The sequence below is a fragment of the Marinobacter sp. JSM 1782161 genome (assembly GCF_011421605.1).
In the GTDB taxonomy this organism is placed as follows: Bacteria; Pseudomonadota; Gammaproteobacteria; order Pseudomonadales; family Oleiphilaceae; genus Marinobacter_A; species Marinobacter_A bohaiensis.
The window spans coordinates 1,204,415-1,230,123 of the sequence record NZ_WSSA01000002.1 but is presented as its reverse complement, the minus strand read 5'-3'; the positions used below and the strand labels follow the sequence as shown (position 1 = coordinate 1,230,123).

26 protein-coding genes are annotated in these 25,709 nt (G+C 64.0%); 11 read left to right on the top strand and 15 right to left on the bottom strand.

Annotated features, from left to right (window positions below):
* Positions 1 to 44: 44 nt before the first annotated feature.
* The 6 genes from cmoB to GQB00_RS05410 all read right to left on the bottom strand — a co-directional run bounded on the left by cmoB (position 45) and on the right by GQB00_RS05410 (position 4,709).
* Positions 45 to 1,031, bottom strand: a complete 987-nt coding sequence (gene cmoB / locus GQB00_RS05435; protein ID WP_165855463.1) for a tRNA 5-methoxyuridine(34)/uridine 5-oxyacetic acid(34) synthase CmoB — start codon at positions 1,029 to 1,031, stop codon at positions 45 to 47.
* A 16-nt stretch (positions 1,032 to 1,047) separates the two neighbouring features.
* The gene (cmoA, locus tag GQB00_RS05430; protein ID WP_111495700.1) at positions 1,048 to 1,815 is read right to left on the bottom strand and encodes a carboxy-S-adenosyl-L-methionine synthase CmoA; all 768 of its coding nucleotides are present in this window, start codon (positions 1,813 to 1,815) and stop codon (positions 1,048 to 1,050) included.
* Complete coding sequence (locus GQB00_RS05425) at positions 1,808 to 2,179, bottom strand: kinase (RefSeq protein ID WP_165855462.1); 372 nt, start codon at positions 2,177 to 2,179, stop codon at positions 1,808 to 1,810. The genes cmoA and GQB00_RS05425 overlap by 8 nt, the downstream gene beginning before the upstream one ends.
* A gap of 2 nt (positions 2,180 to 2,181) precedes the next feature.
* On the bottom strand, positions 2,182 to 3,195 hold the full coding sequence (locus GQB00_RS05420; protein ID WP_165855461.1) for a serine/threonine protein kinase: 1,014 nt from the start codon (positions 3,193 to 3,195) through the stop codon (positions 2,182 to 2,184).
* 70 nt (positions 3,196 to 3,265) lie between these two features.
* Positions 3,266 to 3,688 carry a hypothetical protein gene (locus GQB00_RS05415; protein WP_111495703.1) on the bottom strand — a complete coding sequence of 141 codons (423 nt, stop codon included), beginning with the start codon at positions 3,686 to 3,688 and terminating at the stop codon, positions 3,266 to 3,268.
* 97 nt (positions 3,689 to 3,785) lie between these two features.
* Positions 3,786 to 4,709: a DMT family transporter gene (locus GQB00_RS05410; protein WP_165855460.1), complete on the bottom strand. Its 924-nt coding sequence runs from the start codon at positions 4,707 to 4,709 to the stop codon at positions 3,786 to 3,788.
* A gap of 118 nt (positions 4,710 to 4,827) precedes the next feature.
* Here GQB00_RS05410 and GQB00_RS05405 point away from each other — a divergent pair, with 118 nt between their 5' ends.
* The gene (locus GQB00_RS05405; RefSeq protein ID WP_165855459.1) at positions 4,828 to 5,958 is read left to right on the top strand and encodes an NAD(P)/FAD-dependent oxidoreductase; all 1,131 of its coding nucleotides are present in this window, start codon (positions 4,828 to 4,830) and stop codon (positions 5,956 to 5,958) included.
* On the opposite strand, the gene GQB00_RS05400 is transcribed toward GQB00_RS05405, so the two are convergent.
* Positions 5,936 to 6,511 (bottom strand): ComF family protein, encoded by a 576-nt coding sequence (locus GQB00_RS05400; protein ID WP_165855458.1) that lies wholly within the window; start codon positions 6,509 to 6,511, stop codon positions 5,936 to 5,938. The two genes, GQB00_RS05405 and GQB00_RS05400, sit on opposite strands and share 23 nt — an antisense overlap.
* 254 nt (positions 6,512 to 6,765) lie before the next feature.
* On the opposite strand from GQB00_RS05400, the gene bioB reads away from it, so the two are divergent.
* The 9 genes from bioB (at position 6,766) to GQB00_RS05355 (ending at position 16,302) form a co-directional block, all read left to right on the top strand.
* The gene (bioB, locus tag GQB00_RS05395) at positions 6,766 to 7,827 is read left to right on the top strand and encodes a biotin synthase BioB (protein WP_165855457.1); all 1,062 of its coding nucleotides are present in this window, start codon (positions 6,766 to 6,768) and stop codon (positions 7,825 to 7,827) included.
* Between the two features lie 7 nt (positions 7,828 to 7,834).
* Positions 7,835 to 9,004 (top strand): 8-amino-7-oxononanoate synthase, encoded by a 1,170-nt coding sequence (gene bioF / locus GQB00_RS05390; protein ID WP_165856537.1) that lies wholly within the window; start codon positions 7,835 to 7,837, stop codon positions 9,002 to 9,004.
* Positions 9,001 to 9,732: an alpha/beta fold hydrolase gene (locus tag GQB00_RS05385; protein WP_165855456.1), complete on the top strand. Its 732-nt coding sequence runs from the start codon at positions 9,001 to 9,003 to the stop codon at positions 9,730 to 9,732. The genes bioF and GQB00_RS05385 overlap by 4 nt, the downstream gene beginning before the upstream one ends.
* Positions 9,713 to 10,546: a malonyl-ACP O-methyltransferase BioC gene (gene bioC, locus GQB00_RS05380; protein WP_228276671.1), complete on the top strand. Its 834-nt coding sequence runs from the start codon at positions 9,713 to 9,715 to the stop codon at positions 10,544 to 10,546. The genes GQB00_RS05385 and bioC overlap by 20 nt, the downstream gene beginning before the upstream one ends.
* A gap of 21 nt (positions 10,547 to 10,567) precedes the next feature.
* Positions 10,568 to 11,260: a dethiobiotin synthase gene (gene bioD / locus GQB00_RS05375; RefSeq protein WP_165855455.1), complete on the top strand. Its 693-nt coding sequence runs from the start codon at positions 10,568 to 10,570 to the stop codon at positions 11,258 to 11,260.
* A 48-nt stretch (positions 11,261 to 11,308) separates the two neighbouring features.
* A complete protein-coding gene (locus GQB00_RS05370) occupies positions 11,309 to 11,557 on the top strand; it encodes a flagellar basal body rod C-terminal domain-containing protein (protein ID WP_111496801.1) in 249 nt (82 codons plus the stop codon).
* 26 nt (positions 11,558 to 11,583) lie between these two features.
* Complete coding sequence (locus tag GQB00_RS05365) at positions 11,584 to 12,285, top strand: putative metalloprotease CJM1_0395 family protein (RefSeq protein ID WP_323127249.1); 702 nt, start codon at positions 11,584 to 11,586, stop codon at positions 12,283 to 12,285.
* Between the two features lie 253 nt (positions 12,286 to 12,538).
* A complete protein-coding gene (locus tag GQB00_RS05360) occupies positions 12,539 to 14,338 on the top strand; it encodes an acyl-CoA dehydrogenase C-terminal domain-containing protein (protein WP_165855454.1) in 1,800 nt (599 codons plus the stop codon).
* A gap of 173 nt (positions 14,339 to 14,511) precedes the next feature.
* On the top strand, positions 14,512 to 16,302 hold the full coding sequence (locus GQB00_RS05355) for an acyl-CoA dehydrogenase C-terminal domain-containing protein (protein ID WP_165855453.1): 1,791 nt from the start codon (positions 14,512 to 14,514) through the stop codon (positions 16,300 to 16,302).
* 110 nt (positions 16,303 to 16,412) lie between these two features.
* On the opposite strand, the gene GQB00_RS05350 is transcribed toward GQB00_RS05355, so the two are convergent.
* The 4 genes from GQB00_RS05350 to leuS all read right to left on the bottom strand — a co-directional run bounded on the left by GQB00_RS05350 (position 16,413) and on the right by leuS (position 20,997).
* On the bottom strand, positions 16,413 to 16,679 hold the full coding sequence (locus GQB00_RS05350; RefSeq protein ID WP_165855452.1) for a hypothetical protein: 267 nt from the start codon (positions 16,677 to 16,679) through the stop codon (positions 16,413 to 16,415).
* Between the two features lie 104 nt (positions 16,680 to 16,783).
* Entirely contained in the window at positions 16,784 to 17,791 is a 1,008-nt protein-coding gene (holA, locus tag GQB00_RS05345; protein WP_111495712.1) for a DNA polymerase III subunit delta, read from the bottom strand.
* The gene (gene lptE / locus GQB00_RS05340) at positions 17,788 to 18,378 is read right to left on the bottom strand and encodes an LPS assembly lipoprotein LptE (RefSeq protein ID WP_165855451.1); all 591 of its coding nucleotides are present in this window, start codon (positions 18,376 to 18,378) and stop codon (positions 17,788 to 17,790) included. The genes holA and lptE overlap by 4 nt, the downstream gene beginning before the upstream one ends.
* Before the next feature lie 36 nt (positions 18,379 to 18,414).
* Entirely contained in the window at positions 18,415 to 20,997 is a 2,583-nt protein-coding gene (gene leuS / locus GQB00_RS05335; protein ID WP_165856534.1) for a leucine--tRNA ligase, read from the bottom strand.
* Between the two features lie 259 nt (positions 20,998 to 21,256).
* Here leuS and GQB00_RS05330 point away from each other — a divergent pair, with 259 nt between their 5' ends.
* Positions 21,257 to 21,829, top strand: coding sequence for a zinc ribbon-containing protein (locus tag GQB00_RS05330; RefSeq protein WP_165855450.1), 573 nt, complete (start codon positions 21,257 to 21,259; stop codon positions 21,827 to 21,829).
* 27 nt (positions 21,830 to 21,856) lie between these two features.
* Here the strand turns inward: GQB00_RS05330 and lnt are convergent, their stop codons facing one another.
* Genes lnt through GQB00_RS05310 form a run of 4 tightly spaced genes read right to left on the bottom strand, consistent with a single transcriptional unit; the run spans position 21,857 to position 25,689 of the window.
* Positions 21,857 to 23,395 (bottom strand): apolipoprotein N-acyltransferase, encoded by a 1,539-nt coding sequence (gene lnt, locus GQB00_RS05325; RefSeq protein ID WP_165855449.1) that lies wholly within the window; start codon positions 23,393 to 23,395, stop codon positions 21,857 to 21,859.
* Positions 23,385 to 24,230 carry an HlyC/CorC family transporter gene (locus GQB00_RS05320; RefSeq protein ID WP_111495717.1) on the bottom strand — a complete coding sequence of 282 codons (846 nt, stop codon included), beginning with the start codon at positions 24,228 to 24,230 and terminating at the stop codon, positions 23,385 to 23,387. The genes lnt and GQB00_RS05320 overlap by 11 nt, the downstream gene beginning before the upstream one ends.
* A complete protein-coding gene (gene ybeY, locus GQB00_RS05315; protein ID WP_165855448.1) occupies positions 24,227 to 24,700 on the bottom strand; it encodes an rRNA maturation RNase YbeY in 474 nt (157 codons plus the stop codon). The genes GQB00_RS05320 and ybeY overlap by 4 nt, the downstream gene beginning before the upstream one ends.
* Positions 24,697 to 25,689: a PhoH family protein gene (locus GQB00_RS05310; RefSeq protein WP_165855447.1), complete on the bottom strand. Its 993-nt coding sequence runs from the start codon at positions 25,687 to 25,689 to the stop codon at positions 24,697 to 24,699. The genes ybeY and GQB00_RS05310 overlap by 4 nt, the downstream gene beginning before the upstream one ends.
* Positions 25,690 to 25,709: the final 20 nt, after the last annotated feature.

The following is a 25,709-nucleotide window of genomic DNA, read 5'->3' as shown; positions in this document are numbered from 1 at the left end:
CTTCGCCTTTTTTGTGTCCGCCAGACTGTGCCTGCCGGACGGGGCTAACCCTTGCGGGCGACGATGGTAGCGCGCTTGGGTCCCGGGTACCCTTCCACTGTCAGGCTGGGGTCGTCCGGGTCGAGGAAATCCTGCAGTGACTGGAAACGCATCCAGTCGGTTGAGCGCTGCTCGTCGGTCGTGGTGACAGTGACATCCACCACCCGGGCGTCGCGGAAACCGGTGCGATCCAGCCAGCGCAACAAGGTGTCGCAACTGGGCAGGAACCAGACATTGCGCATCATTCCGTAACGATCCTCCGGCATCAGGCTGTAACCTTCCGGGCCGTCCACCACCAGGGTTTCCAGCACCAGCTCGCCGTTCGGGCGCAGCGTATCGCGCAGCTCCACCAGGTGATCCAGAGGAGCGCGGCGGTGATAGAGCACGCCCATGGAGAAGGTGGTGTCGAAGTATTCCAGGTTGCCGGGCAGGTCCTCCAGCCGGGCGGGCAGCATGTGCACGTCGGCGGCTTCCAGGTAGTTCTTGACGCTGAAGAACTGCATCAGGAACAGCAGTCCGGGGTCGACGCCAATGACCTGCTCGGCACCTTCACCGGCCATGCGCCAGCAGTGGTAACCGGAGCCGCAGCCCACGTCCAGCACCCGGCGGCCTTCCAGGTTGCTCAGGTAGGGCGCCACGCGGTCCCACTTCCAGTCCGAGCGCCATTCCGTATCAATACCCACGCCGAAAAAGTCGAAGGGCCCCTTACGCCAGGGCATCAGTCCGCGCAAGCCGGCTTCGAGATCCTTCTGCTGGGTGGGATTCAATGGTCCGTCGGTCTTGAGTGTGACCGCCGGTGCATTGAGGTCGGCTTCCACGTTATGCAGGACCGGCAGCTGTGACAACGCGTCGTTCCAGCGTGCCAGATCGCCGTGAGGGTTGGTCTCGAAGCGTCGGTGCAGTTGATCGGCAATGCGGTTGGCCCAGTCCTCCTGGCCGCCGGATTCCAGGTCGGCAAGCAGAGGCTGAAAGCGATGTTTCCAGTCAAACACAGAGGGTTCTCCTAGCTCAGGGCGCCTTGAGCGCCAGCAGGGACACGAAATTGAAGCATTGATACCAGAGGGTGACCCGGTCGAAACCGGCGTCCAACAGGCGTTCGCGGTGCGTGGTGATGGTCTCTGGAATCAGCACCTGCTCGATGGCCGTGCGTTTCTGGCTGATTTCCAGGTCGGAGTAGCCGTTGGCGCGCTTGAAGTCGTGGTGCAGGTCCGTTTGCAGGGCCTGTTCCCAGTCCATCTCGAAGCGGATTTTCTCCGACAGGATCAGGGCGCCGCCGGGGCGCGTGGCGTTGGCGATGCGTTGCAGCAGGGCCGGGCGCCGTTCCGGCTCGACGAACTGCAAGGTGAAGTTGAGAGTGGTGACCGAGGCGTTTTCCAGCTCGCTCTCAAGGATGTCCTCGCAGCGCAGGTCCACCGGCGCGGGGTGGTCATCCAGGGCGATGAAGTGCTGCCCGCGCTCAATCATGTCGGCGGAGTTGTCGACCCCGATCACGCGGCAGCGGCGATCGCCGACGCCGTGGCGCATGGCCAGCGTGGAGGCGCCCAGCGAGCAGCCCAGGTCGTAGCAGTGGCTGTCGTCCTGGGCGAAGCGCTCGGTGATGATGCCGATCATCGGGATGATCGTCGTGTAGCCGGGCACCGAGCGCCGGATCATGTCGGGAAAAACCCGCGCCACGGCGGCATCAAAGCGGAAGTCGCCGCCCTCGGAGCGGGCGTCGGTATAGATGCGGTCGGTTTCGAACAGCGGCTTTTGCTCCGGCTGGTCTGACTTACTCATCGCTGTTTCCGGCGTCGGTGCCGGTCTCCTTGGCTGGGGTGTCCGGGCGCGGTGCGGGATTGCAGTGAATACCGCGATTCCTGTAATCCACCAGGACGCCTTTGAGGGTTGCGTCGGTGTCCGAGGCCACGGCCAGGTAGCCGCCGTGACATTCGGCGTGCAGCTGAGACGGTTTGGGCGACATGCGGTAGTCCTCCCTGGGGCCCACGTAGATCGCCTCGAATTCGCCCACCGGCACCCGCGCCTTGTCGTCGCTGTGCACGATCCGGCCGCTGAACTCCAGCACCAGCACGGTCCCGAGGATGGATAGAGCCGCGACGACCAGCAGTGCACGAATGCTGAAGCGGCGTTCGTCGGCGGCCATGATCAGAAGGCTCCGGGCAGGCTGATGGCCGGCGCCTGGAGCGCGGCCAACTGCTCGCGCAGGGCGAGGATCTGATCGGACCAGAAACGCGGCTGACCGAACCAGGGGAAGAATTTCGGGAATGCGGGATCGTCCCAGCGGCGTGCCAGCCAGGCGGCGTGACCGATCTGGCGGTAACAGCGCAGCGGCTCGATCAGGAAGCGTTCCCGACGGTTGAAATCGCGGAAGGTTTCGTAGCCTTCCAGTAGCTCGCCGAACTGCAGGGACTGCTCGCGTTCGTCGCCGTTGAGCAGCAGCCACAGGTCCTGGATGGCCGGACCCTGGCGGCAGTCGTCCATGTCCACGAACAGCATCTGCTCGTCGCGCACCAGGATGTTGCCGGCGTGGCAGTCGCCGTGCAGGCGCAGCGTGTCCACCGGACCGGCTTCGTCAATGCGGGCGCGGCAGGCGGCCATCAGGTCGGGAATCAGGGAGTCCCAGGCCGGGCGCAGGTCGTTGGGAATCAGGCCGCTTCCGGTCAGATAGGCGCTTTTTTCCTCCAGGCCCTGCAGGATATCCAGTGTCGGGCGTGACTCGAAGTCGCATCGGGCGCCCACATTGTGCAGTTGGCCCAGCCACTGGCCCAGACGCCAGAGCATGTCCGGTTCGCTGGTATCCGGGGCCTGGCCGCCCCGCTGCGGGAACACGGCGAAGAGGAAGCCGTTATGCTCTGCCAGCGTCTTGCCGTTGGCCAGCTCCAGTGGGGCGACGATCGGCACCTCCGCTTCGACCAGTTCACACGAAAAGCGGTGTTCTTCCTCGATCTGCGCGCGGGTCCAGCGCCCGGGACGATAGAACTTGGCTACCACCGAGGGGGCGTCCTCGACACCCACCTGGTAGACGCGGTTTTCGTAGCTGTTAAGCGGGAAAATCCGGCCGTTGATCCAGAAACCGGCTTCCTCCATCGCGTCCAGCAGGACGTCAGGCGTCAGGTCGTCGTAGGGGTGTCCGGATGCAGGTGATCCACTGTCAGACATAGTTCCAGCCGCTTGGGATTCAGGGAGCGCAATATACCACAGCTCCCCGCTTCACTCAGCCCGTGGCGATTCAGTGGATGAGGGGCTCGTCGCGGTGCATTCGCTGGAGGTGATACCAGTTTTTGTCGAGCTCCCAGCGAATCCGGTCAACGCGGCTGTCGGCCAGGACCAGATTTCCGGCATGGGCCTGAAGATGGGCAAATTCCCGCTCGGCGCGTTGCCAGTCCCGGTGATTGTCGCCCAGGGCTCGCATGCCGGGAAACAGGGTACGTAAGGCTTCCTGGGTGCTCACCTCGAAGGAACGCGGCGAGCTCATGATGGCGGTATCGCCATCCACCCGCAGCACGCGGAATAGGTAGGGGTAGCTGTTGAGCTTGGGATCCGCCTGCAGGTGGTTGTTCAGTGAAATGACCTCCATGCCGCGCCAGCCCAGCCAACCGACGAATATCGCCGCCACCAGCATGACGATCAGGAACTGTTTGCTGTCCGACATAGGTACTGCAACTCCCTGCAAGGTACGCCTTCGGAGGCGAGGTCAACGCCGATTCTGGCCCCAGTATAACCGCTTTGCGGAAACCTGCGAATGCGACTTATCGCGTCAGCCGATCCGCCACCGCTTCCGTGCGCGACCGCCGGGACGCCGCCACCAGCCCCGCCAGCACCAGGACGCCACCGGCCAGATGATAGGACTCGATGCTCTCGCCCAGGGCCGGCACGGCAATCAGCGCCGCGAAAACCGGGATCAGGTAGGCGAAAAGCCCGGCAACCCCCGGGCCCAGCGTGCGAACCCCGTTATTCCACATGAAATACGCCGCAACCGAGGGCAGCGTGCCCACGTAGAGCAGCGCCAACAGGTTGCCGGTGCTCAGGGCAAAGCCGCCCTTGTCATGGACTTCCCACAGGTAGAACGGCAGGATCATCGGTGTACCCAGGGTGATCAGCACGCAGAGCAGTGGAAATAGCGGGACCGATAGCGGCCAGCGTTTGAGCAGCACCGAGTAGAGCGCCCAGCTGCTGATCGACAGGATCATCAGCAGGTCGCCGGGGTTGAAGTCCAGGCCCAGCAGGGTATCCAGGTTGGCGCGTGTGAGGATCGTTAGCACGCCGCAGAAAGCGAGGATCAACCCCGTCAGTTGCGTCCGGTGGGGCAGGGTGCGCAGGATCAGTGCCGAGAACAGCACGATCATCAGGGGCATGGTAGAGCTGACCAGCGCGATGTTGATGGCCCCGGTGCTTTGTGCCGCCAGGTACAGGATGGTGTTGTAGGCGCCGACGCTGAAAAAGGCGAGGGCGATTACCTTGGGCCAGTTGGCAAGCAGTTCCTGCCGGTAGCGGAGCACAGCCTGTATCGTGAACGGCAGCAGATAGACGGTGGGAATCATCCAGCGCCAGAACGACAGGGCGAACGGCGGAATGCTTTCGGACGTTCCCCGGGCGACCAGCGCGTTACCGGCCCAGAAGAACGTCGTCATAACCAGGCCGGCGATGGCCAACTGGCGGGATGAAGGTTGCACGGATCCTCCTTGTATTATGTCCTTGTAGGAAGACCGAGCATGGTAGCACTCTCCAGGGGTTGCGCCGACAATCGGGTAGCCGTTGTATGGAATGGTCACAGAGGTGCCGGGTGGAACAATGACAGAAGACGTCTTTTCGGTTGATGCCGTCGTGATCGGTGCCGGGGTGATCGGCCTGGCCTGCGCACGGGAGTTGGCACAGGCGGGGCAGGAGGTGGTGCTGCTCGAAGCCGGTCCGCACTGGGGGGAAGGCACGTCCTCGCGCAACAGCGAGGTGATTCACGCCGGTCTGTACTATCCGCCGCAATCGCTCAAGGCCGCTACCTGCATCGCCGGTAAGCAGGCGTTGTACGACTATTGCGCGTCCCGCCGGATCCCGCATCGCCGTACCGGCAAGTGGATCATTGCCACCGCGCCGGAGCAGGAGGCGGCGCTGGAGGCCATCGTCCGACGGTCGCAGGCGTGCGATGTGCCCCTGGAAACCGCTGATAGCGGGCAGGTCCACAGCGCCCTGCCGGACGTGCGGGCCAGCGCCGGACTGTTCTCGCCTACCACGGGTATCGTCGACAGCCATCAGTTGATGCTGGCGCTGCTGGCGGATTTTGAAGCGGCCGGGGGCATGCTGGTGTGCCGGGCGCCGGTGGAATCGGTCACGTCCGATCGCGATTGCGGTCCTCACCGGGTGGTGGTGGGCGGCGAATCGCCCACGATACTGTCCGCACCGCGCGTGGTGAACGCCGCCGGGCTGGACGCGATCGATCTCCTGGCGCGCTGGTCCGGGTATCCGGAGGCGGTGAGCCCGGCCCAGTACTACGCCCGGGGCGTCTATTTCAGCTACAGCGGGCGTCACCCGTTCGATACGCTGGTCTACCCGGTGCCGGAGCCGGGCGGGCTGGGAGTCCACCTGACGCTGGATCTGGCTGGCCAGGCCCGTTTTGGTCCGGACGTCGAATGGATCGGGTCGGTGGATTATCGGGTGGACTTGGCCCGTGCGTCGGCGTTCGTCCGCTCGATTCAGGGCTGGTGGCCGGGCCTTGAACCGGAACGGTTGCAACCGGCCTACGCGGGCATTCGCCCCAAACTGGGGCCGGCCGACTCGGGTTTTCACGATTTCCTGATCCAGGACGAAAGCACCCACGGGTTATCCGGTGTGGTCCACCTGCTGGGTATCGAATCGCCGGGGCTGACTGCCAGTCTGGCCCTGGCCCGCCGCGTGGGTGAGCGTCTTAACGTGTCGTCAGCGGGGTGACCGGCGTTCGCGCCAGGGCCCAGACCTCAACCGTCTCCACGCCGGCGCGTTTCAGGATGCGGGCAATCTCATCGATGGTGGCGCCGGTGGTCACCACGTCGTCCACCACGGCGACATGCGCGGGCAGGCTGCCCTGAACCCGGAAGGCGCCGCGCAGGTTGCGTTGGCGCTGGCGCCGTGACAGGGCGGATTGCGGGTCGGCTTGCCGGGTGCGGGTCAGGCCGTTCCTGCGTACCGGAATCGTCAGCCGATCCGAAAGCCAGAAGGCAATTTCCTCCGCCTGATTAAAACCCCGCTGGCGTTGCCGTTCGGCATGCATGGGAACGGGGAGCAGACAGTCTGGATAGCAGGTGCCGGTATTGGCCAACTGCTCGGCCAGCATTTCCGCGAGCGGCCTTCCGTATACACGTTCCCCCCGATACTTGAAACGGCCGATCAGGCGGTTCACCGGGAACGCGTACAGCCAGGGCGTGCGGACCCGATCGAAAGCCGGAGGATTGGCCAGGCAGCGCCCGCAACGTTGGGCTCCGGCCTGGTACGTTGCCGGATCCATGGGCAGTGCGCACTGCACGCAGGCGGTTGTGTTCGCATCGAGGTCGGCCGTGCAGCCGCAACACAGACCGGGCCCGCTCGTGGGGCTCAGGCAGGTGGGGCAGGGATGTTTCGAGGTCCATGCGCCGTTAACCTTTCGTCCAAGTCTGGTTGACAGCTCCCGCAGTGTCCTTATCATGTGCTCAATCCTTGAACAGAAGAAGCGCCGGAGCCGATTTCCGGCCGCTGACCAAGAACCATACAGGACTTTCCCACATGACCGCATCCGCCATCCGCCACAACTGGACGCTGGCCGAAATCCGCCACTTGCTCGACCTGCCTTTCAACGATCTCGTCTTCAAGGCGCAAAGCGTGCACCGGGAACATTTCGATCCCAACGAGGTCCAGGTAAGCACCCTGTTGTCGATCAAGACCGGCGCCTGTCCGGAAGACTGCAAGTACTGCCCGCAAAGCGGCCACTACAACACCGGCCTGGAAAAGGAAAAGCTGCTGGAAATCGAGAAGGTGGTGGCCGAAGCCAAGGCGGCGCGGGAAAAAGGGGCGTCGCGCTTCTGCATGGGCGCTGCGTGGCGCAGTCCGTCCAAAAAAGACATGCCTTACGTGCTGGACATGGTGCGCCAGGTCAAATCCCTGGGCCTGGAAACCTGCATGACACTGGGCATGCTCAACGAGTCCGAGGCCGGTGAGCTGGCCGAGGCGGGGCTGGACTACTACAACCACAACCTCGATACCTCCGAGAAGTACTACAACCACATCATCACCACCCGGACCTATCAGGACCGACTGGTGACCCTGGACAACGTGCGCAAAGCCGGCATGAAGGTCTGTTGCGGCGGCATCATGGGCATGGGCGAGGACGAAGACGACCGTGCCGGGCTGATCCTGCAGCTGGCCAACCTGCCGCAGCATCCGGAGAGCGTGCCCATCAACATGCTGGTCAAGGTTGCCGGTACGCCGCTGGAAGACGTGGAGGATCTGGATCCGTTCGAGTTCGTGCGCACCATCGCGGTGGCGCGGATCGTGATGCCCAAGTCCCACGTGCGCCTGTCCGCCGGTCGCGAGAACATGAACGACCAGATGCAGGCCCTGTGCTTCCTGGCCGGCGCGAATTCCATTTTCTACGGCGAAAAACTGCTGACCACCAACAATCCGGAAGCTGATCACGATCGCCTGCTGTTCAAGCGCCTGGGCATCCGTCCCGAACAGCGCAGCGAGGCCCACACCGACGAGGAACGCGAAGCGGGCCTGATCGACGAGATGGAAAAGGAACGCAACCGGCATCTGTTCTACGATGCCGCCGAACGCCAGTCTGCCTGAGGTCGTCGTGCGGGACTTTCGCGCTGAACTGGAACAACGCCGCCAGGATGGCCTCTATCGCACCCGACGAGTGGTGGACACGCCACAACAGCCGGCCATGGTGGTTGATGGGCAAGACGTGCTGTCGTTCTGCAGCAACGACTATCTGGGGCTGGCCAACCATCCAGAGGCGGTTGCAGCCGCCCGTAACGCCCTGGGCGACACCGGGCTGGGCGGTGGCGCCTCGCACCTGATCTGTGGCCACCACCGCGCCCACCATGAGCTGGAAACGGCGTTGGCGCGCTTTGCCGGCTACGAAGAGGCGGTGTTCTTCTCCACCGGCTACATGGCCAATATGGGCGTGATCAGCGCCCTGGCCGGTCGTGGTGATACGATCTTTTCCGACCGTCTGAACCACGCGTCGCTGATCGACGGCTGTATTCTGAGCCGTGCCCGGGTCCGGCGTTACCCGCATTCCGACGTGGCGGCGCTGGCGGCCATGCTGGCGGAGACCGACGGCCACAAGCTGGTGGTCACCGACGGGGTGTTCAGTATGGACGGCGACGTGGCGCCCCTGCCGGAGCTAGTCGCGCTGTGCCGCGAGCACGATGCCCTGCTGGTGGTGGACGACGCCCACGGTTTCGGCTGCCTGGGGCCCCAGGGGCGCGGCAGCGTGGCGCATTTCGGGTTGAGCCCTGAGGATGTGCCGGTCGTTATCGGCACGCTTGGTAAGGGCGTCGGAACCAGCGGCGCGTTTGTGGCATCGTCCGCGCTGATGGTCGACTACCTGGTCCAGAAAGCCCGCACCTACATCTATACGACGGCCATGCCGCCGGCGGTGGCCCGGGCCACCTGCACCAGCCTGCGTCTGGTGGAGCAGGGCGATGACCGACGTGCTCATCTGGGCCGCCTGGTGGCCCGTTTCCGCCGGGAAGCCCGCGCCATGGGCTTCACCCTGATGCCGTCCGAAACCCCCATCCAACCCATCCTGCTGGGCGACGCCTGGTCCGCCATGGCGCTGAGTCGTGAACTGGAAGCTCGGGGGATCTGGGTCACGGCCATCCGTCCGCCGACGGTGCCGGAAGGCGAATGCCGCCTGCGCGTCACCTTCAGTGCCGCCCATACCGAGGCCCACCTGGATCGCCTGTTGGGGGCCTTGTCCGACTGCCGTCAACTGCTTTCCGGTTCGGCCGCATGAGGTCCGGAACACGTCCGCTGATGTTGATCAGCGGCTGGGGCGCCCCCGTGTCCATGATCGAGCCCTGGGTGGATGGCAGCACCTACGATGTCACGTCCGTCAGCCTGGATACCTCATCCGTGGGCCCATCCGCGAACGTGGATGAACTGGCCGATCGTTTAATGGAGGGTCGTGATGATCGTCCGTTGCTGGTGGGCTGGTCCCTGGGCGGCCTGGTCGCCATGGCGATGGCCCGGCGGGCCCCCGATCGTATTCGCGGTGTGATCACCGTGGCTTCGACCCCCTGTTTCGTGGCCCGTGACGATTGGCCGACCGCCATGCCGCCGGATACCTTCGATCGTTTTCGGCAGGGCCTGGCGCAGAACGCGCCCCGCCATTGGCGTCGCTTTCTGGGGCTGATGGTCCATGGTCTGGCGGACGACAAAGCCGCTCGTCAGTCGCTTCGACCCTGGCTCGACGCGGGGCCCCAGACCGACGACGTCACCCTGGGACAGACCCTGGAATGGCTGGCGGACACCGACCAGCGTGACGACTGGGCGAACCCGGTGGTGCCGACCCGGCATCTGTTTGGTGAGCGGGACGCCCTGGTGCCGCCGGCCTGCGCGTCGGCCTTCGACGGAAACGGGGGGCAGCGGATCTCTGATATGGCGCATTGGCCGACTGGTCTGGCGTTGTCGCGGGTGGCCCGGGAAATCGAGGAGTTTGATCATGAACATGCCCGTCAGTGATCCGGTGTTTAGCCCCTCCGGGTCTGCACTGCGCGGCCGGAAGAGCGTCATCGCCCGGGATTTTGGTGACGCGGCCGCGAGCTATGACCAGGCGGCCCGGTTGCAGAGGGCGATGGGGCAGGCACTGATCGATCGGCTGCCGCCCGACGCCGTCGGGTGTGGCCGGGTGCTGGACCTGGGGTGCGGTACCGGGTATTTCCTGCCCGTCCTGCAGGCGCATTTGCACCCGCAGCGGCTGACCGGTGTTGATCTGTCGCCGGGGATGCTCGAGTACGCCCGGCGCCACCGCAGCGTCGAGGCCGACTGGCTGCTGGCGGATGCCGAATCCGTCCCGCTGCCGGACGCCAGCCAGGATGTTGTTTTCTCCAACCTCATGATTCAGTGGTGTGCCGACCCGGAGCCGGCGTTGCGCGAATGTCGCCGGCTGTTGCGGCCGGGCGGCTGGCTGCTGTGTTCGACACTGCTCGACGGCACCCTGGCGGAGTTGGCGAGTGCCTGGGAAACCGTCGATCCGGGGCAGCCCCATGTGAACGATTTCGAGTCGGCGACGGACCTCCGATCCAAGCTGGCGGCCGTCTTCCCCCATGGCGAGCTGCACCAGCGCACGCTGCGCCTGGACTACGCCCACCCCGCCGACCTGCTGCGTGAACTCAAGGCCCTGGGGGCGCACCACAAGGCGCCGGGGCGCCGCACGTCGATGACGGGGGCGACCCGCATCCGGCAACTCTACCAACATTACCCCCGGGCATCGGACGGGACCGCGCCAGCCAGCTACGAGGCTGGGTTTCTGGTGGCTCGTCGCGGCCGGGATTGATTGAAAGGAACCCGTCAGACCATGGCAAAACACTCTTTCTTCGTGACCGGCACGGACACCGGTGTCGGCAAAACGCTGGTGTCGGCGACCCTGCTGCACGCGGCCGCAGAGGCCGGACTCCGGACGCTCGCGATGAAGCCCATCGCATCGGGCTGCGAGACCACGCCGGATGGCCTGCGCAACGAGGACGCCCTGGCGCTGCAGGCGGCGATGACCGAATCCCTGCCGTACGACCAGGTGAACCCCATCGCCCTGGAGCCCGCCATTGCGCCCCACATCGCCGCCCAGCAGGCGGGGCGGCAGTTGACCGCGCAACGCCTGGTCGGCCTTTGCCGGGGACTGCAAATGCGTTCGGCCGACCTGATGCTGATCGAAGGGGCGGGTGGTTGGCGTGTCCCGCTCAACGATCGTGAAACCTATGCCCGGGTGCCGCAGGAGCTGGGTGTGCCGGTTATTCTGGTGGTCCCGCTGCAATTGGGGTGTATTAGCCACGCGCTGCTGAGTGTGGAGGCCATTCACCGCGACGGACTCAAGGTCGCGGGCTGGGTGGCCAACCGGATCTCACCGGAGCCCATGTCCATGGAGCCCGAGAATCTGGACTACCTGAAAAGCCACATGCCGGCACCGCTTCTCGGGGAGCTGCCATGGCAGGAAGAGCCCGATGCCCGGGCCCTGGCGAAATGCATACATTTGCAAAACTTGATTGAAATCTGACCAGCGTTTTGCTTGAATGCTGGCATGGTCTAAACCGTGGTAGCCATGATGATCAACAACAGTTTCGCAATCGGTATACAGGGCATTCAGGACGGCATGATGGGCGTGGATACGTCCGCGCGCAAAATTGCCCGTGCCGGTACCGACGGCCCCCAAGGCACCAACGCCGAAGCCAGCAACAGCCTGGCGGAGCCGATCGTCGATATGCAGCTGTATGCCCGGAGTGTCGAAGCATCCGCCCAGGTCGTGAAGACCGCGGATGAAACCGTAGGGACCCTCCTCGACGTCATGGCCTGACCCGCACTGCCAGAGGAGCTGCTGCGGTGTCCATTGCACTCAGTGCCAATCCAGCATTCCCGGTCGGCGCGGCGTCGCCCCAGACGCCCGCCGCCGCAGCACGCGGTCCCGAATCCTCGCGCGACTCTGACTCGTCAGCTTCTTCCGATTCATCGTCATCCCGGCGGGATGCGGCTCCCCGTGGCGAGCAGGCGCAGGCCCGCAACGGACAGCGCCTGGATGAAGCCGAACTCGCCGAACTGAAAGATCTCAAGGCCCGTGATCGCGAAGTGAGGGCCCATGAGGCTGCCCACCAGTCGGTTGGTGGCCAGCATGCCGGCGCGGCCAGCTTCACCTATTCCCGAGGCCCTGACGGCGTGAACTACGCCATCGGCGGTGAAGTGCCCATCGACACCGCGCCGGTCCCCAACAACCCCCAGGCCACCATCGACAAGATGCGCACGGTGCGCGCGGCGGCCCTGGCACCGGCTGAACCCTCCTCACAGGATCGCCAGGTTGCGGCCGAGGCCATGCAAACCCTGATGCAGGCCCGGGCGGAGTTGTCGGCCAACTCGTCCGATTCCGAGCAGGATGCGGCCTCGTCTGACAGCGCGTCGGAGTCGGAAGGCAACGCGCGCCAGCAACGCGAAGCCGATACGGCGTACCGTTCGGTCGCCCGTCTGGACGACGCTCGCGAAGCCGCCGACGGCGAATCGCCCCAGTCCCCGGCCTTCCTGGCCTCCGCCTGATTTCCCGCACCTCGCGCTGCAACCCCGGATAACCGCGTTGTCTCCCACCGAGGGCCTCTTTTATGACGTTGCCCGGCTCATTCGGTTCGCCACAAATTGCGTAACTAAGTCTTGACACATCCGCTGCTGCAAACGTATGTTTCAAACAACTGTTTAATTGATGGGTAATGCCAGTGTCATTGCCCGCGAGTAAAACCAGGCTGGTGATCCGTCGCATCGCTGGCGGACACGACTGATAACCGAGGTGGAACCCATGCCCGAGTACAAAGCGCCCCTGCGTGACATTAAATTTGTGATGTCCGAGCTTCTGGACAGCGAACAACATTACGCCAACCTGGAAGGTGCTGAAGACGCGACTCCGGATATGGTCGACGCGATTATCCAGGAAGGCTCCAAGTTCTGTGAGCAGGTTCTGTCGCCGCTGAATCAGGTGGGCGATCAGGAAGGCTGTACCTGGAGCGAAGACGGCGTGAAGACGCCGACCGGCTTCAAGGAAGCCTACCAGCAGTATGTGGAAGGCGGCTGGCCCTCCATGACCGCGGATCCCAACTACGGCGGCCAGGGTCTGCCGAGCTCCATCGGCATCGTCATGAGCGAGATGGTCGGTACGTCCAACTGGTCCTGGGGCATGTACCCGGGCCTGAGCCACGGCGCCATCAACACCATTGAGCAGCATGGCTCCGATGAGCAGAAAGACGTCTACCTGACCAAGCTGACCAGCGGTGAATGGACCGGCACCATGTGCCTGACCGAGCCGCACTGTGGTTCTGACCTGGGCATCCTTCGTTCCAAGGCCGAGCCGAATGCCGACGGTTCCTACAACATTACCGGCACCAAGATCTTTATTTCGGCCGGCGAACACGACATGGCCGAGAACATCGTCCACATCGTGCTGGCCCGCCTGCCGGGCGCGCCGGAAGGCACCAAGGGCATCTCCCTGTTCATCGTGCCCAAGTTCCTGCCCAGCGAAGACGGCTCCGTGGGCGAGCGCAACGCGGTGTCCTGTGGCTCCCTGGAGCACAAGATGGGCATCCACGGCAACGCCACCTGCGTGATGAACTTCGACGGCGCCCAGGGTTGGCTGATTGGTCCGGAAAACAAGGGCCTGAACTGCATGTTCACCTTCATGAACACCGCCCGCATCGGTACCGCCATCCAGGGGCTGGGTGCTGCCGAGTTGGGCTTCCAGGGCTCGCTGGCCTACGCCAAAGAGCGTCTGGCGATGCGTTCGCTGAACGGTGCCAAGAACCCGGACGGCCCGGCGGATCCGATCATCGTCCACCCGGACGTGCGTCGCATGCTGCTGACCCAGAAGTCCGTCGCGGAAGCGGCCCGTGCCCTGATCTACCTGGCGGCGCAGCAGGCTGACATCGTGCACCAGGGCAAGACCGAGGAAGAGCGCAAGGCCGCCGACGCCATGCTGGGCTTCCTGACGCCGATCGCCAAGGCCTTCCTGACCGAGATTGGCTATGAGTCCGCTAACCTGGGTATGCAGGTCTTCGGCGGTCACGGTTTCATCTCCGAGTGGGGCATGGAACAGAACGTCCGCGACGCGCGGATCGGTATGATCTACGAGGGTACCACCGGCATCCAGGCGCTTGACCTGTTGGGCCGTAAAGTGCTGATGTCCCAGGGCGAGTCGCTGAAAGGCTTCACCAAGCAGGTTCACGTCTTCTGCAAGGAAAACGCCGACAACGAACAGCTCAAGGAATTCGTCGAGCCGCTGCAGGCGCTCAACAAGGAGTGGGGCGACCTGACCATGAAGGTTGGTATGACCGCCATGAAGAACCGTGACGAAGTCGGAGCGGCCTCGGTCGACTACCTGATGTACTCCGGTTACGCGGTCTTCGCGTACCTGTGGGCGCGCATGGCCAAGGTGGCTCTGGACGCGATGGCAGAGGGTACCAGCGAGGAAGCCTTCTACACCGCCAAGGTGCAGACCGCACGCTTCTACTTCAAGCGCCTGCTGCCGCGCACCAAAGGCCACGCCGAATCCATGCTGGCCGGCGCTGACAGCCTGATGGATATGCCGGAAGACAACTTCGCGTTCTAAAGGACGCCGGCGACTGAGGCATGGAAAGCCCGCTCTCCCGGGGAGGCGGGCTTTCTGCGTCCAAGTGGTCCAGTGGACGTGACTCCAACGAAGAACAACGAGGGTTCGGGGTTAACAGGCCCGGCCCCGACAACATAAGATCAGAATACGCTCGCACAGAGAGGAATTCATCGATGGCAGATTATCAGGCGCCGTTGCGCGATATCCGTTTTGTCCTGAATGAAGTGTTCGACGCGCCGTCCCTGTGGGCGTCGATGCCCCGCCTGGCGGAGAACGTGGATGCCGACACCGCCGACGCCATCCTGGAAGAGGCCGGCAAGATTGCCGGCGGTGTCCTGGCACCGCTTAACCGGGAAGCCGATGAGCAGGGGTGTCGGTGGCAGGACGGCGAGGTCACTACGCCGGAAGGTTTCCGTGAAGCCTACCAGACGCTGCTCGAAGGGGGCTGGATCGGCCTGGGCGGTAACCCGGAGTTCGGCGGCATGGGAATGCCCAAGACCCTGGTTGCCCAGTATGAGGAAATGACCCAGGGCGCCAACATGGCGTTCGGCCTCGCCCCGATGCTGACCGCCGGGGCCTGCCTGGCGCTGGACGCCCACGGCAGCCAGGAGCTGAAAGAAAAATACCTGCCGAACATGTACTCCGGTGTCTGGTCCGGCGCCATGGACCTGACCGAACCCCACGCCGGCACCGATCTGGGCATCATCCGCACCAAGGCGGAGCCCAACGATGACGGTTCCTACAACGTCACCGGCACCAAGATCTTCATCACCTGGGGCGAGCACGACATGGCGGAGAACATCGTCCACCTCGTGCTGGCCAAGCTGCCGGACGCCCCCAAAGGCCCGAAAGGCATTTCCCTGTTCCTGGTGCCCAAGTTCCTGGTCAACGAGGACGGGTCGCTGGGTGAGCGCAACTCGCTGGCGTGCGGCTCCCTCGAGAAGAAAATGGGCATCAAGGCCTCCGCCACCTGCGTGATGAACTTCGACGGCGCCAGGGGCTGGCTCGTGGGCGAGCCCAACAAGGGCCTGGCGGCCATGTTCACCATGATGAACTATGAGCGCCTGGGCGTGGGCATCCAGGGGCTGGGCGCCATGGAGGCATCCCTGCAGAGCGCCCGGGAATACGCCCTGGAGCGCCTGCAGAGCCGTGCACCGACCGGCAAACAGGCCCCCGAGAAGGCGGCCGATCCAATCATCGTTCATCCGGACGTGCGCCGGATGCTGCTGACCATGAAAGGCTTCGTCGAGGGCGGTCGTGCCTTCTCCACCTACGTGGCGCAGTGGCTGGACATGGCCAAGTACAGCGACGACGACGCCGACCGGGCGAAAGCCGACGCCATGGTGGCGCTGCTGACGCCGGTGGCCAAGGCTTTCCTGACCGACCGGGGCCTGGATGCCTGTGTGACCGGCCAGCAGGTATTCGGTGGCCACGGCTACATCCGCGAATGGGGGCAGGAGCAACTGGTCCGCGACGTGCGTATCACCCAGATCTACGAAGGGGCGAACGGCATCCAGGCCCTGGACCTGATGGGGCGTAAGATCGTCGCCAACGAGGGCCGCTTCTTCGAGCTGTTTGCCGAGGACGTGGCCGCGTTTATCGAGGCCAATCAGGGCGATGCCGCGCTGGCGCCTTACCTGGAGCCGCTGGCGGCCTCGCTGGAGCGCCTGGCTGACGTGACCGAAGCTGTGATCGAGGCTGCCGTCGACGATCCCAACGAAGTCGGGGCGGCATCGGTCGAGTACCTGGATCTGTTCGGGCTGACCGCGCTGGCCTACATGTGGGCGCGTATCGTCAAGGCGGCGGCGCCGAAGGCCGAAGGCGACACCTCCGGCTTCTACACCGGCAAGCTCAAGACGGCGCGCTTCTACTTCGAGCGGATGCTGCCCAGGACGGTTTCCCTGGCAGAGGGTATCCGCAGTGGCAGCGAGGCGATGATGGATCTCACGGCCGACGAGTTCTGACGTCTCTTCCCTTGTCCGCGGGGTGAGCAAGCCGCCTGGAGACAGGCGGCTTTTTTGTGGCGGTCGATTCGCTGGCAGGAGAGGGGCGGGAAGACCCGTCTTGATCCGGACTAGCTCTTCAGCCGGTCGCGTATGCGCTGGTAGCCCTGTTTCAGATCTTCACCCACATCGTGGGCGGTGCGGTAGGCTTCTTCGCCAGCGTCGGACGCATCGTGCAGGATCTCGTCCATTTTCTGGCGGAAGCGCTCCCAGTATTGCTCCATATCGTCCCACTCGTCGCGGACATCCTGGCGTGCCAGGTGGAGCTGAAGTTTCAGTTCGTCGCGCTGCTGCTTGACGGATTCCGAGAGTTTGTGGAGGTCGTCTTTCCAGCTCATGGCGATGGGTCTCCTGTCGAGGTGATCTCGCTTAGAAGAACGATGCGCCCGAATTCGGGAAGCTGTCAACCGGAGATTGTCGCGGGCGGAGACAGGTTCCCGGCTCAGCGCCGGGCGGCCAGCTCGTTGGTGAGGGTGCGCAGGTGGTGCCAGGGCGGCAGGTCGCCGTAGCCCTTGGCGCTGCGGTCGATGTCGCTGCAGCGTACCAGGGCCGCGCGGATCTGCGGCGGTCGCAAGCGGCGTGCCGCCTGTTCCAGTTGCCGTATGCGCTGGGGCTGGCGAATGTTGTTGGAGCGGAAGAAGTCCTTGGCGGTATCGCCGCGCTGCAGTGCCTGCTGCAGGCGGCCGGTCATGCGCAGGTCGCGACTGAGGATGGCCAGCAGACCCAGGGGGCTGTCCTCTTCCTGCTGCAGGATGCCGATAATGCGCTGAGCCTGCTCCGCCTTGCCCATCAGGATGTCGCCGACCAGTTCGAATACGTTGAAGCGAGCGCTGTCGAGCACCACCTGGTTGACGATCTCCTCGTCAACGGTTTTGTCCGGCGCCAGCAGAGCCAGGCGATCGAGTTCCTGGCTGGCGGCCAGCAGGTTACCTTCCAGACGTTCACCCAGCTCTTCCAGGGCGCCCTGGGTCAGCTTGAGGCCGCGCGTCTTGGCGCGCTGCTGTAACCAGCCCGGGAACTTGTCGGGGTCGATGCCCCAGATGGGCACATGCACGCCCTTGTCCTGTAGCTGCTTGTACCACTTCCGCCGGGTTTCGGCAGCGTCCAGGCGTGCGCTGATCAGGATCAGGATGATGTCATCCGGCGGCGACGCCAGGGTCTGTTCCAGCACCTTGCGGCCGTCGCCCAGCTTGCCGGTGGGCAGGTGGATTTCGATGCGCCGCTTTTCGGCGAACAGGGACAGCGCGTTCAGTTCCTCGCCCACCTGGTTCCAGTCCAGGTTGCGATCGGCGTGGAAGATCTGCCGGTCGTTGAAACCGGCTTCCCGCGCCTTGGCCCGAATGCTGTCGCAGGATTCCTGCACCAGCAGCGGCTCGTCACCGGACACCAGGTAGACCGGTGCCAGCCCGCGGGACAGCACCTGGTCCAGCTGTGCCGGCGTCGTCTTCATGGTGTCTCCGGAGCCGCGTCGTCGGCCTCGGACTGGGCTTCCCGGTACTCGGCACGGATGGCTTCCAGGCGTTCCGGCGTTAACGGTGCCATGCGGAACAGGACCTGTTGGGCCAGGCGCTCGTAGAGCGTGTTGCGGATCTCGTCTTCCTCGCGACGCTTGGCCAGGACGTTGGTGTCGTCGTAGCTGTAGAACTCGCTGGTGCGCACCTCCGCATTGGCGACCACGGGCACCGCATCGTCACTGACCACGTTGACACGCAGGCTTTGGCGCAGATCGTACTCTGCCGCGGAGGCATCCAACTGGATGGCGCTGGCCCGACGGGTCTCGGAAAAGCGTCCCAGCTGCAACTGGTAGGCGGCGTTCTCCGGTTCCGCGGTCTGGATATCACCCTGGTCGAGCTGCGTTTTCACCGCTTCGCAGAGCTCAAACGGTACGCTGTTGTCGCAGGCGACGCTCAACGGCTGGAGCGCGCTGGACACGGGCGGTGCCCCGCGCAGCTGAAAGCCGCAGCCGCCGAGCAGTACGCTCAGCGACAACAGCAGGGCGGCCCTGGCGGCGGTCCGGTAATGAGGTTTCAATGCCATGACGTCTCCCGGCCTGGCGGTGAATCAGGGGTTCGATCAGTTGGCGACGATGTTGACTAGCTTGCCGGGCACGACGATGACCTTGCGGACCGTCTTGCCTTCGGTGAAGCGCAGGACGTTCTCGTCTTCCAGTGCCAGCTTTTCGACCTCGTCCTTGGCGATGTCGGCGGGCACGTCCACCTTGGCGCGCACCTTGCCGTTGACTTGCAGCACCATCTGGATGCTGGAGCGGACCATGGCGGACTTTTCGGCTTCCGGCCAGCGGGCATCGACCACCGCTTCCTCGTGGCCCAGCTTTTCCCACAGCGTGTGGCAAACGTGGGGCACGATCGGAGACAGCAGCAGGACGGCGGTTTCCAGGGCTTCCTGGACCACGGCCCGGTCGGCCTCGGTCTGCGCGTCCAGCTTGCCCACCTCGTTGAGCATTTCCATGACCGCCGCGATGGCGGTATTGAAAGTGAGGCGGCGGCTGACGTCATCGCTGACCTTGGCGATGGTTTCGTGGGTCTTGCGTCGCACGTCGCGCTGGGCGTCGTTCAGGTTGTCGGCGTCCACGGCCGGTGCATTGCCGCTGGCTACGTGCTCGCTGACCATCCGCCAGAGGCGCTTGATGAAGCGATGGGCGCCTTCCACGCCGCTGTCGGACCACTCCAGGGACTGTTCCGGCGGTGCGGCGAACATCATGAACAGGCGCACGGTGTCCGCGCCGAACTCGTCGATGATGGCCTGTGGGTCGATGCCATTGTTCTTGGACTTGGACATCTTGGACATGCCGCCGGATTCCACCGACTCGCCGTCGCTCTTGAGGCGGGCGGTGACCACCTGGCCTTTATCGTTCCGTTCGATTTCGACATCGGCCGGAGAGATCCATTCCTTGCCGCCGTTGGCGTCGTCGCGGAAGTAGGTCTCAGCCAGTACCATGCCCTGGCACAGCAGGCGCTTGAACGGCTCATCGCTGTTCACCAGGCCCACGTCGCGCAGCAGCTTATGGAAGAAACGGGCGTAGAGCAGGTGCAGGATGGCGTGCTCGATGCCGCCGATGTACTGGTCCACGGGCAGCCAGTAGTTGGCGGCGTCCGGATTCAGCATGCCCTCCTCGTAGTTGGGGCAGGCGAAGCGGGCGTAGTACCAGGAGGACTCCATGAAGGTGTCGAAGGTGTCGGTTTCCAGCGTGGCCGGCTGGCCGTTGTAGACCGTTTTGGCCCATTCCGGGTCTGCCTTGATGGGCGATTTTACGCCGTCCATTTCCACGTCTTCGGGCAGCCGTACGGGCAGTTGGTCCTCGGGTACCGGCATCTCGGTGCCGTCTTCCAGGGTCATCATGGGAATCGGCGCGCCCCAGTACCGCTGACGGGAAACGCCCCAGTCGCGCAGACGATAGTTGACCTGACGCTCACCGATGCCGGACTGTTCGAGGTAGTCGGCGATTTCCTCGAAGGCTTCCTCGCTGGTCAGACCGTTGTACTTGCCGGAGTTGACCAGAAAGCCCTTGTCCGTGAAGGCGGCTTCCTGAATATCGATATCCCGGTCTTTGGCGGAGATGACCTGGCGGATCGGCAGGCGGTATTTGACGGCGAATTCGTGGTCGCGCTCGTCGTGGCCGGGCACCGCCATCAGGGCGCCGGTGCCGTACTCCATGAGCACGAAGTTGGCAACGTAGACCGGGATCTGTTCCTGGGTCAGCGGGTTGGTGGCCTTGAAGCCGGTGTCGATGCCGCGCTTCTCCATGGTCGCCATTTCCGCTTCGGCGACCTTGTTGGTGCGGCAGCTCTCCACGAATTCGGCGACTTCGCGGTTGCGCTCGGCGGCGGCCAGGGCCAGCGGGTGCTCGGCGGCCACCGCCATGTAGGTGGCGCCCATCAGGGTGTCCGGGCGGGTGGTGTAGACGCGCAGACCGCCCTCACGCTCGTGCAGCGGGAAGGTCAGCTCGACCCCGGTGGACTTGCCGATCCAGTTGCGCTGCATAGTGCGCACCTGCTCCGGCCACTCGTCCATCTGGTCCAGGTCGCTGAGCAGTTCCTCGGCGTAATCGGTAATCTTAATGAACCACTGGGGAATCTTCTTCTGCTCGACGACGGCGCCGGAGCGCCAGCCGCGGCCGTCCACCACCTGCTCGTTGGCGAGCACGGTCTGGTCCACCGGGTCCCAGTTAACGGTGGCCATTTTCTTGTAGACCAGGCCCTTTTCGTAGAGCTTGGTGAAGAACCATTGCTCCCACTTGTAATAGTCCGGTGAGCAGGTGGCCAGTTCACGCTTCCAGTCGTAGCCAAAGCCCAGCTGACGCAACTGGTCTTTCATGTATTCGATGTTGGCGTAGGTCCACTTGGCGGGAGCGGTCCTGTTCTTGACCGCGGCATTCTCGGCGGGCAGGCCGAACGCGTCCCAGCCCATGGGCTGCATGACGTTCTTGCCCTGCATGCGCTGGTAGCGGCTGATCACGTCGCCGATGGTGTAGTTGCGAACGTGCCCCATGTGCAGCTTGCCGCTGGGGTAGGGGAACATGGACAGGCAGTAGTACTTGGGTTTTCCGGGCTCTTCCTTCACCGAAAAGGTGTCGTTGGTTTCCCAGAACTGTTGGGCCTTTTTCTCGATGTCCTGCGGGCGATATTGCTCGTCCATTCCTGCCATTACTGAGGTTACCCTGTTGTCGATTGGCGTGGCGGTCCGGCATCGAACCGGCACACCCTCAATTCACGTTCGTGACGCCTGTGGATTGGCATCACCGGGAGATGGCGCATTTTAACGCACACGGGGCTTTACAGGTAGCCTGTCCCGCGACGCGGTGGTGAACTGTGCCATCGGCACGCGGGGCCAGACTGTGCCAAACTGCAATCAGGCAGTATGTTGATGTCAGGCGGTCCATGTGAGGAGGTCGTCCATGAGCGAGAAGCAGACGCCGGAATTCACCGGCCAGGCGCTGAAAGTCTACAACCGGATGCTGGAGCGGGTCGTTGCGCAGCTCAATCAGGTCGAGCGCAAGAGCTGGGACGCCCTGCGTGAAAGCGTGGACGAGGCGGTCGAGTTCGAAAACGAACTGGAGGAAATGACCCGCGAAGAGGTCGACTTGCTGGCCGCCTACGTCAAGCGGGACGTTGGGCACCTGATGCATTTCGTGGAAGAGACCGGGGAGGGCGTCGGCGAGTGGCTGCGGCTGGATCTGGCGCTTATCGAGCGCCAGTTGCTCGACTTGTTGTTTTCGGTGGCGGACAGGACGCGTCTGGACACCCTGGAGCTGGACCACAAGCTGCACCACGATCCCGGCCAGTACATCGCGGGTGAAATCGCGACGGCCGGCGTGCTGCGTTGCGTGGCCTGCGGGCACATGGTGTGCCTGGTGGAAACCAGCCACATCCAGCCCTGTGACGCCTGCAACTCCCATTACTTCGAGCGAGTCACCGCCCGCTGGCCGCACGAGCCGGAAGTCAGCGGTGAGGCGGCGGGGCCGGAATAGGCCCGCCGTCCCGCATCCCGAACCGATCTACCCGGCGTGGGTCTGTCGACTTGGCTGAGCCAGTCGCCGCGGCCGGGCAAACACGATCAGGATCAGCGCCAGGGTCAGCGCCGGCCAGGAGCCGGCTGCCATGTAGGGTGTCTTGCCGGTCACGGTATAGACTTCGCCCCGCATGACGGCCTTTTCGAACTGGGGAATTCGCTCCGTAATCTGGCCCTGGTCGTCGATGATCGCGGTCACGCCGTTGTTGGTGCCGCGCAGCAGGAAACGGCCGGTTTCCAGAGCCCGCATGCGGGCGATCTGCAGGTGCTGCAGCGGCCCGATGGAGTGCCCGAACCAGCCGTCGTTGCTGATGGTGATCAGCAAGTCGGTGTTCCAGGCGTTGCGGGCCACGAAATCCGGGTAGGCGATCTCGTAGCAGATGAACGGCATCACCTTGTGGCTGCCAGCGTTCAGCGGGGCCTGATCGGACGGCCCCGGCGAAAAGCTGGACATGGGCAGATTGAAAAAGCCAATCAGTCCGCGCAGATACTGCTGCAGAGGCACGTACTCGCCGAAGGGCACCAGCTTCTGCTTGTAGTACATGCCTGTGCCGTTACCGATCGCCATGATGCTGTTGCGGAAGGTGTAATCCTCCAGCGCATCGCTGAAACCGTACCAGGGAATGCCGGTGATCAGCGTGCTGTCCGGGCCGAGCTTGCCGGCGATGTTTTCGATCAGCGGTCCGGCCTGGTCCTGGGTGACGGGGATGGCGGTTTCCGGCCACAGGATCAGGTCCTGGTTCCAGTCCCCGGCGGTCAGGCCCAGGTACGTTTCAATCTGTTGTTTCAGGAACTCCGGGTCCCACTTGATCAATTGCGGCACATTGCCCTGGACGGCCGTGATGCTCATGGGCTCGGCGTCCCGCTTAGTCCAGTGGACGGATTGGAGCAGCGGGCCGGCGAGCCAGGGCAATACCGCCAGAAGCGTGAGGGCCGCGGCGCCTGCCCGGCTATGGCGGCGGAACAGCATGACGCCGCCGTAGAGTGCAGTGGCGGACGCGACCAGCAACAGGGTAACGCCGTGAACGCCGGTGATCGGCGCAAACCCGGCCAGCGGTCCATCCACCTGCGCGGTGCCCAGGTAGAGCCAGGGGAAGCCGGTGAGCAGCCAGGAACGCACCCAGTCACCGATGATCCAGACACCGGGGAACAGGATCAGGCGATGCAGAGCCCGCTCGCCGGCGAGTTTGCCCCAGCCCCACAGGGTGAGGGCCGGAAACAGCGCCAGACCGGCGGCAAAGATCGCGGTCATGACGGCGGCCAGCGGCGCCGAAGTGTTGCCGTACTCGCTGATGGAGATGTACACCCAGGACGCGCCGCTGCCGAACAGGCCCAGCCCGAACAGCCAGCCGTAGAAAAACAGCCGGGTCGACGGGCGGGGCATGACGATCGCGAGCAGCAGCAGGACCGATACCGGACCCAGCCAGGTGAAGCCGAACGGGGAGAAGGTCAGGGTTTGCAGAACCCCGGCCAGGACCAGGGCGAAACCGCGCAGGAGTCGGGTCTGTTTGCTGTCAGGACTCACGGCGGCGGACCTGAATCAGTCGGATAACACGATTGTCCGCATTCAGGATGGTAACCAGGAAACCGCCAAACTCGACTTCCTCGCCGCGACGCGGCAGATGCCCGAACTCCTTCAGCACGACCCCTCCGATGGTGTCGAATTCCTCTTCGTCCAGCTCGCAGTCAAAGAATTCGTTGAAATCCTCGACCGGCGTCATCGCCTTGACCGCGTAGCTGCCGTCGGCGCGTCCCTTGATGTGGGTTTCCTCATCGAAGTCGTGTTCGTCCTCGATTTCACCGACGATCTGCTCAAGCACGTCCTCGATGGTGATCAGCCCGGCGGTACCGCCGTACTCGTCCACCACGATAGCCATGTGGTTGCGGGTTTCCTTGAACTCCTTGAGCAGCTGGTTGAGCCGCTTGCTCTCCGGAACGAACGTGGGCGGGCGCAGGATTTCCTTGATCTTGTTCCAGTTGAGCTCGTTGTTGAGCGCCAGGGGAAGCAGGTCCTTGGCCAGCAGAACGCCGATGACGTCGTCTTGGTTGTCGCCGATCACGGGAAAGCGACTGTGGGCCGACTCCATGATGTCGTTGAGGAAGGTTTTCGGTTCGGAACTCGCCTTGACGGTGACCATTTGCGAGCGCGGAATCATGATTTCGTCGACGCGCATGTCGGTGACCTGCATGGCGCCCTCGATGATGCTCATGGCATCGGCGTCGATGATGTTCTCGGATTCAGCGCTGCGCAGGAGTTCCAGGATGTCGTTGACTGATTCCGGCTCGTTGGAGAAAGCCTGGGAAATGCGTTCCAGCCAGGACTTGCCGCCCTGACTGCGACTCGAGTGATCGTCGCTCATGAGTCTTGGTCCGTGTCCTCTGCAAGATAGGGGTTGCTGAAGCCCAGCTCCGCAAGCAGGCGGATTTCAAGGGTTTCCATGATTTCAGCATCCCGGTCATCGATATGATCATACCCCTGAAGGTGGAGCATGCCATGAATCACCATGTGTGCCCAGTGGGCCGACAGGGTTTTGCCCTGCTCGTGCGCTTCCCGGGCGACCACCGGCGCGCAGATCACCAGATCCCCGGCCAGTGGGAGCGTTATGCCTTCCGGTTGTTCGAAGGGAAAGGACAGGACGTTGGTGGGGCGGTCTTTCTGCCGGTACTGGCCGTTCAGGGCCGCGCTCTCGTCCTCGTCGACGATCCTCAGGGTGACTTCGGAGTCCTCGTCACCCTGCCAGCCCTTTGCGGCCCAGGTCGCCAGGTTGTCGTCGTCCGGCAACCCGGCTGCAGCCGAGGCGTGCTGGATATCCACCGCCAGGTCGGTCACGGCTGGTTGGCCCCGTTCGAGATGTCTTCGTCGTGATCGTCATAGGCCTCGACGATGCGCTGTACCAGCGGATGGCGCACCACGTCCCGGGCGTCGAAACGGGTAAAGCCGATACCGGCCACCTCGCGCAGCACATTGGCGGCGTGCACCAGACCGGAATGCTGCCCGCGGGGCAGGTCGACCTGTGTGGTATCGCCGGTGATCACGGCGGTGGAACCGAAGCCGATCCGGGTCAGGAACATCTTCATCTGCTCGCGGGTGGTGTTCTGGCTTTCGTCGAGAATGATGAAGGCATTATTCAGGGTTCGCCCGCGCATGAAAGCCAGTGGCGCGATCTCGATCACGCTCTTCTCGATCAGTTTGGTGACCTGTTCGAAGCCGAGCATCTCGTAGAGCGCGTCGTACAGCGGGCGCAGGTAAGGGTCCACCTTTTGCGCCAGGTCGCCGGGCAGGAAACCCAGCTTTTCGCCGGCCTCGACAGCCGGGCGGACCAGCAGGATGCGTTTGACCTGTTCATCCTTCAGCGCCTCCACCGCGCAGGCCACCGCCAGCCAGGTCTTCCCGGTACCGGCCGGGCCGATGCCGAAGTTGACGTCGTGGGTTCGGATATTGTGCACGTACTTCTGCTGGTTCGTGCCGCGCGGCCTGGCCTGCAGCTTGGGCGTCTTGATGATGATCTGGCTGCCGTCGAAGGGCTGGTCGTCGGGCAGGCGCTCAAAACCGGATTCGCGGATGTAGAGATGCACCATGTCCGGCGAGATGTCGTCCAAGGCCTGGGTTTCCCGGTACAGATGGCGCAGGACTTCGGCGGCGGCATTGGCGTGTTCGGCTTCGCCGTCCACGCGGAAATGGTGGCCGCGGTAGCCGATCCGCACGCTCATGCGTTTCTCGATGTGCTTGAGGTGTTCGTCAAACTGGCCGCACAGGGCGGCCAGCCGGCGGGGATCGGCGGGCGTCAGGTCAAACTGTTTGGCTTCGTGGCTGTTCAAGCAGTCCTCACGGAAAATCA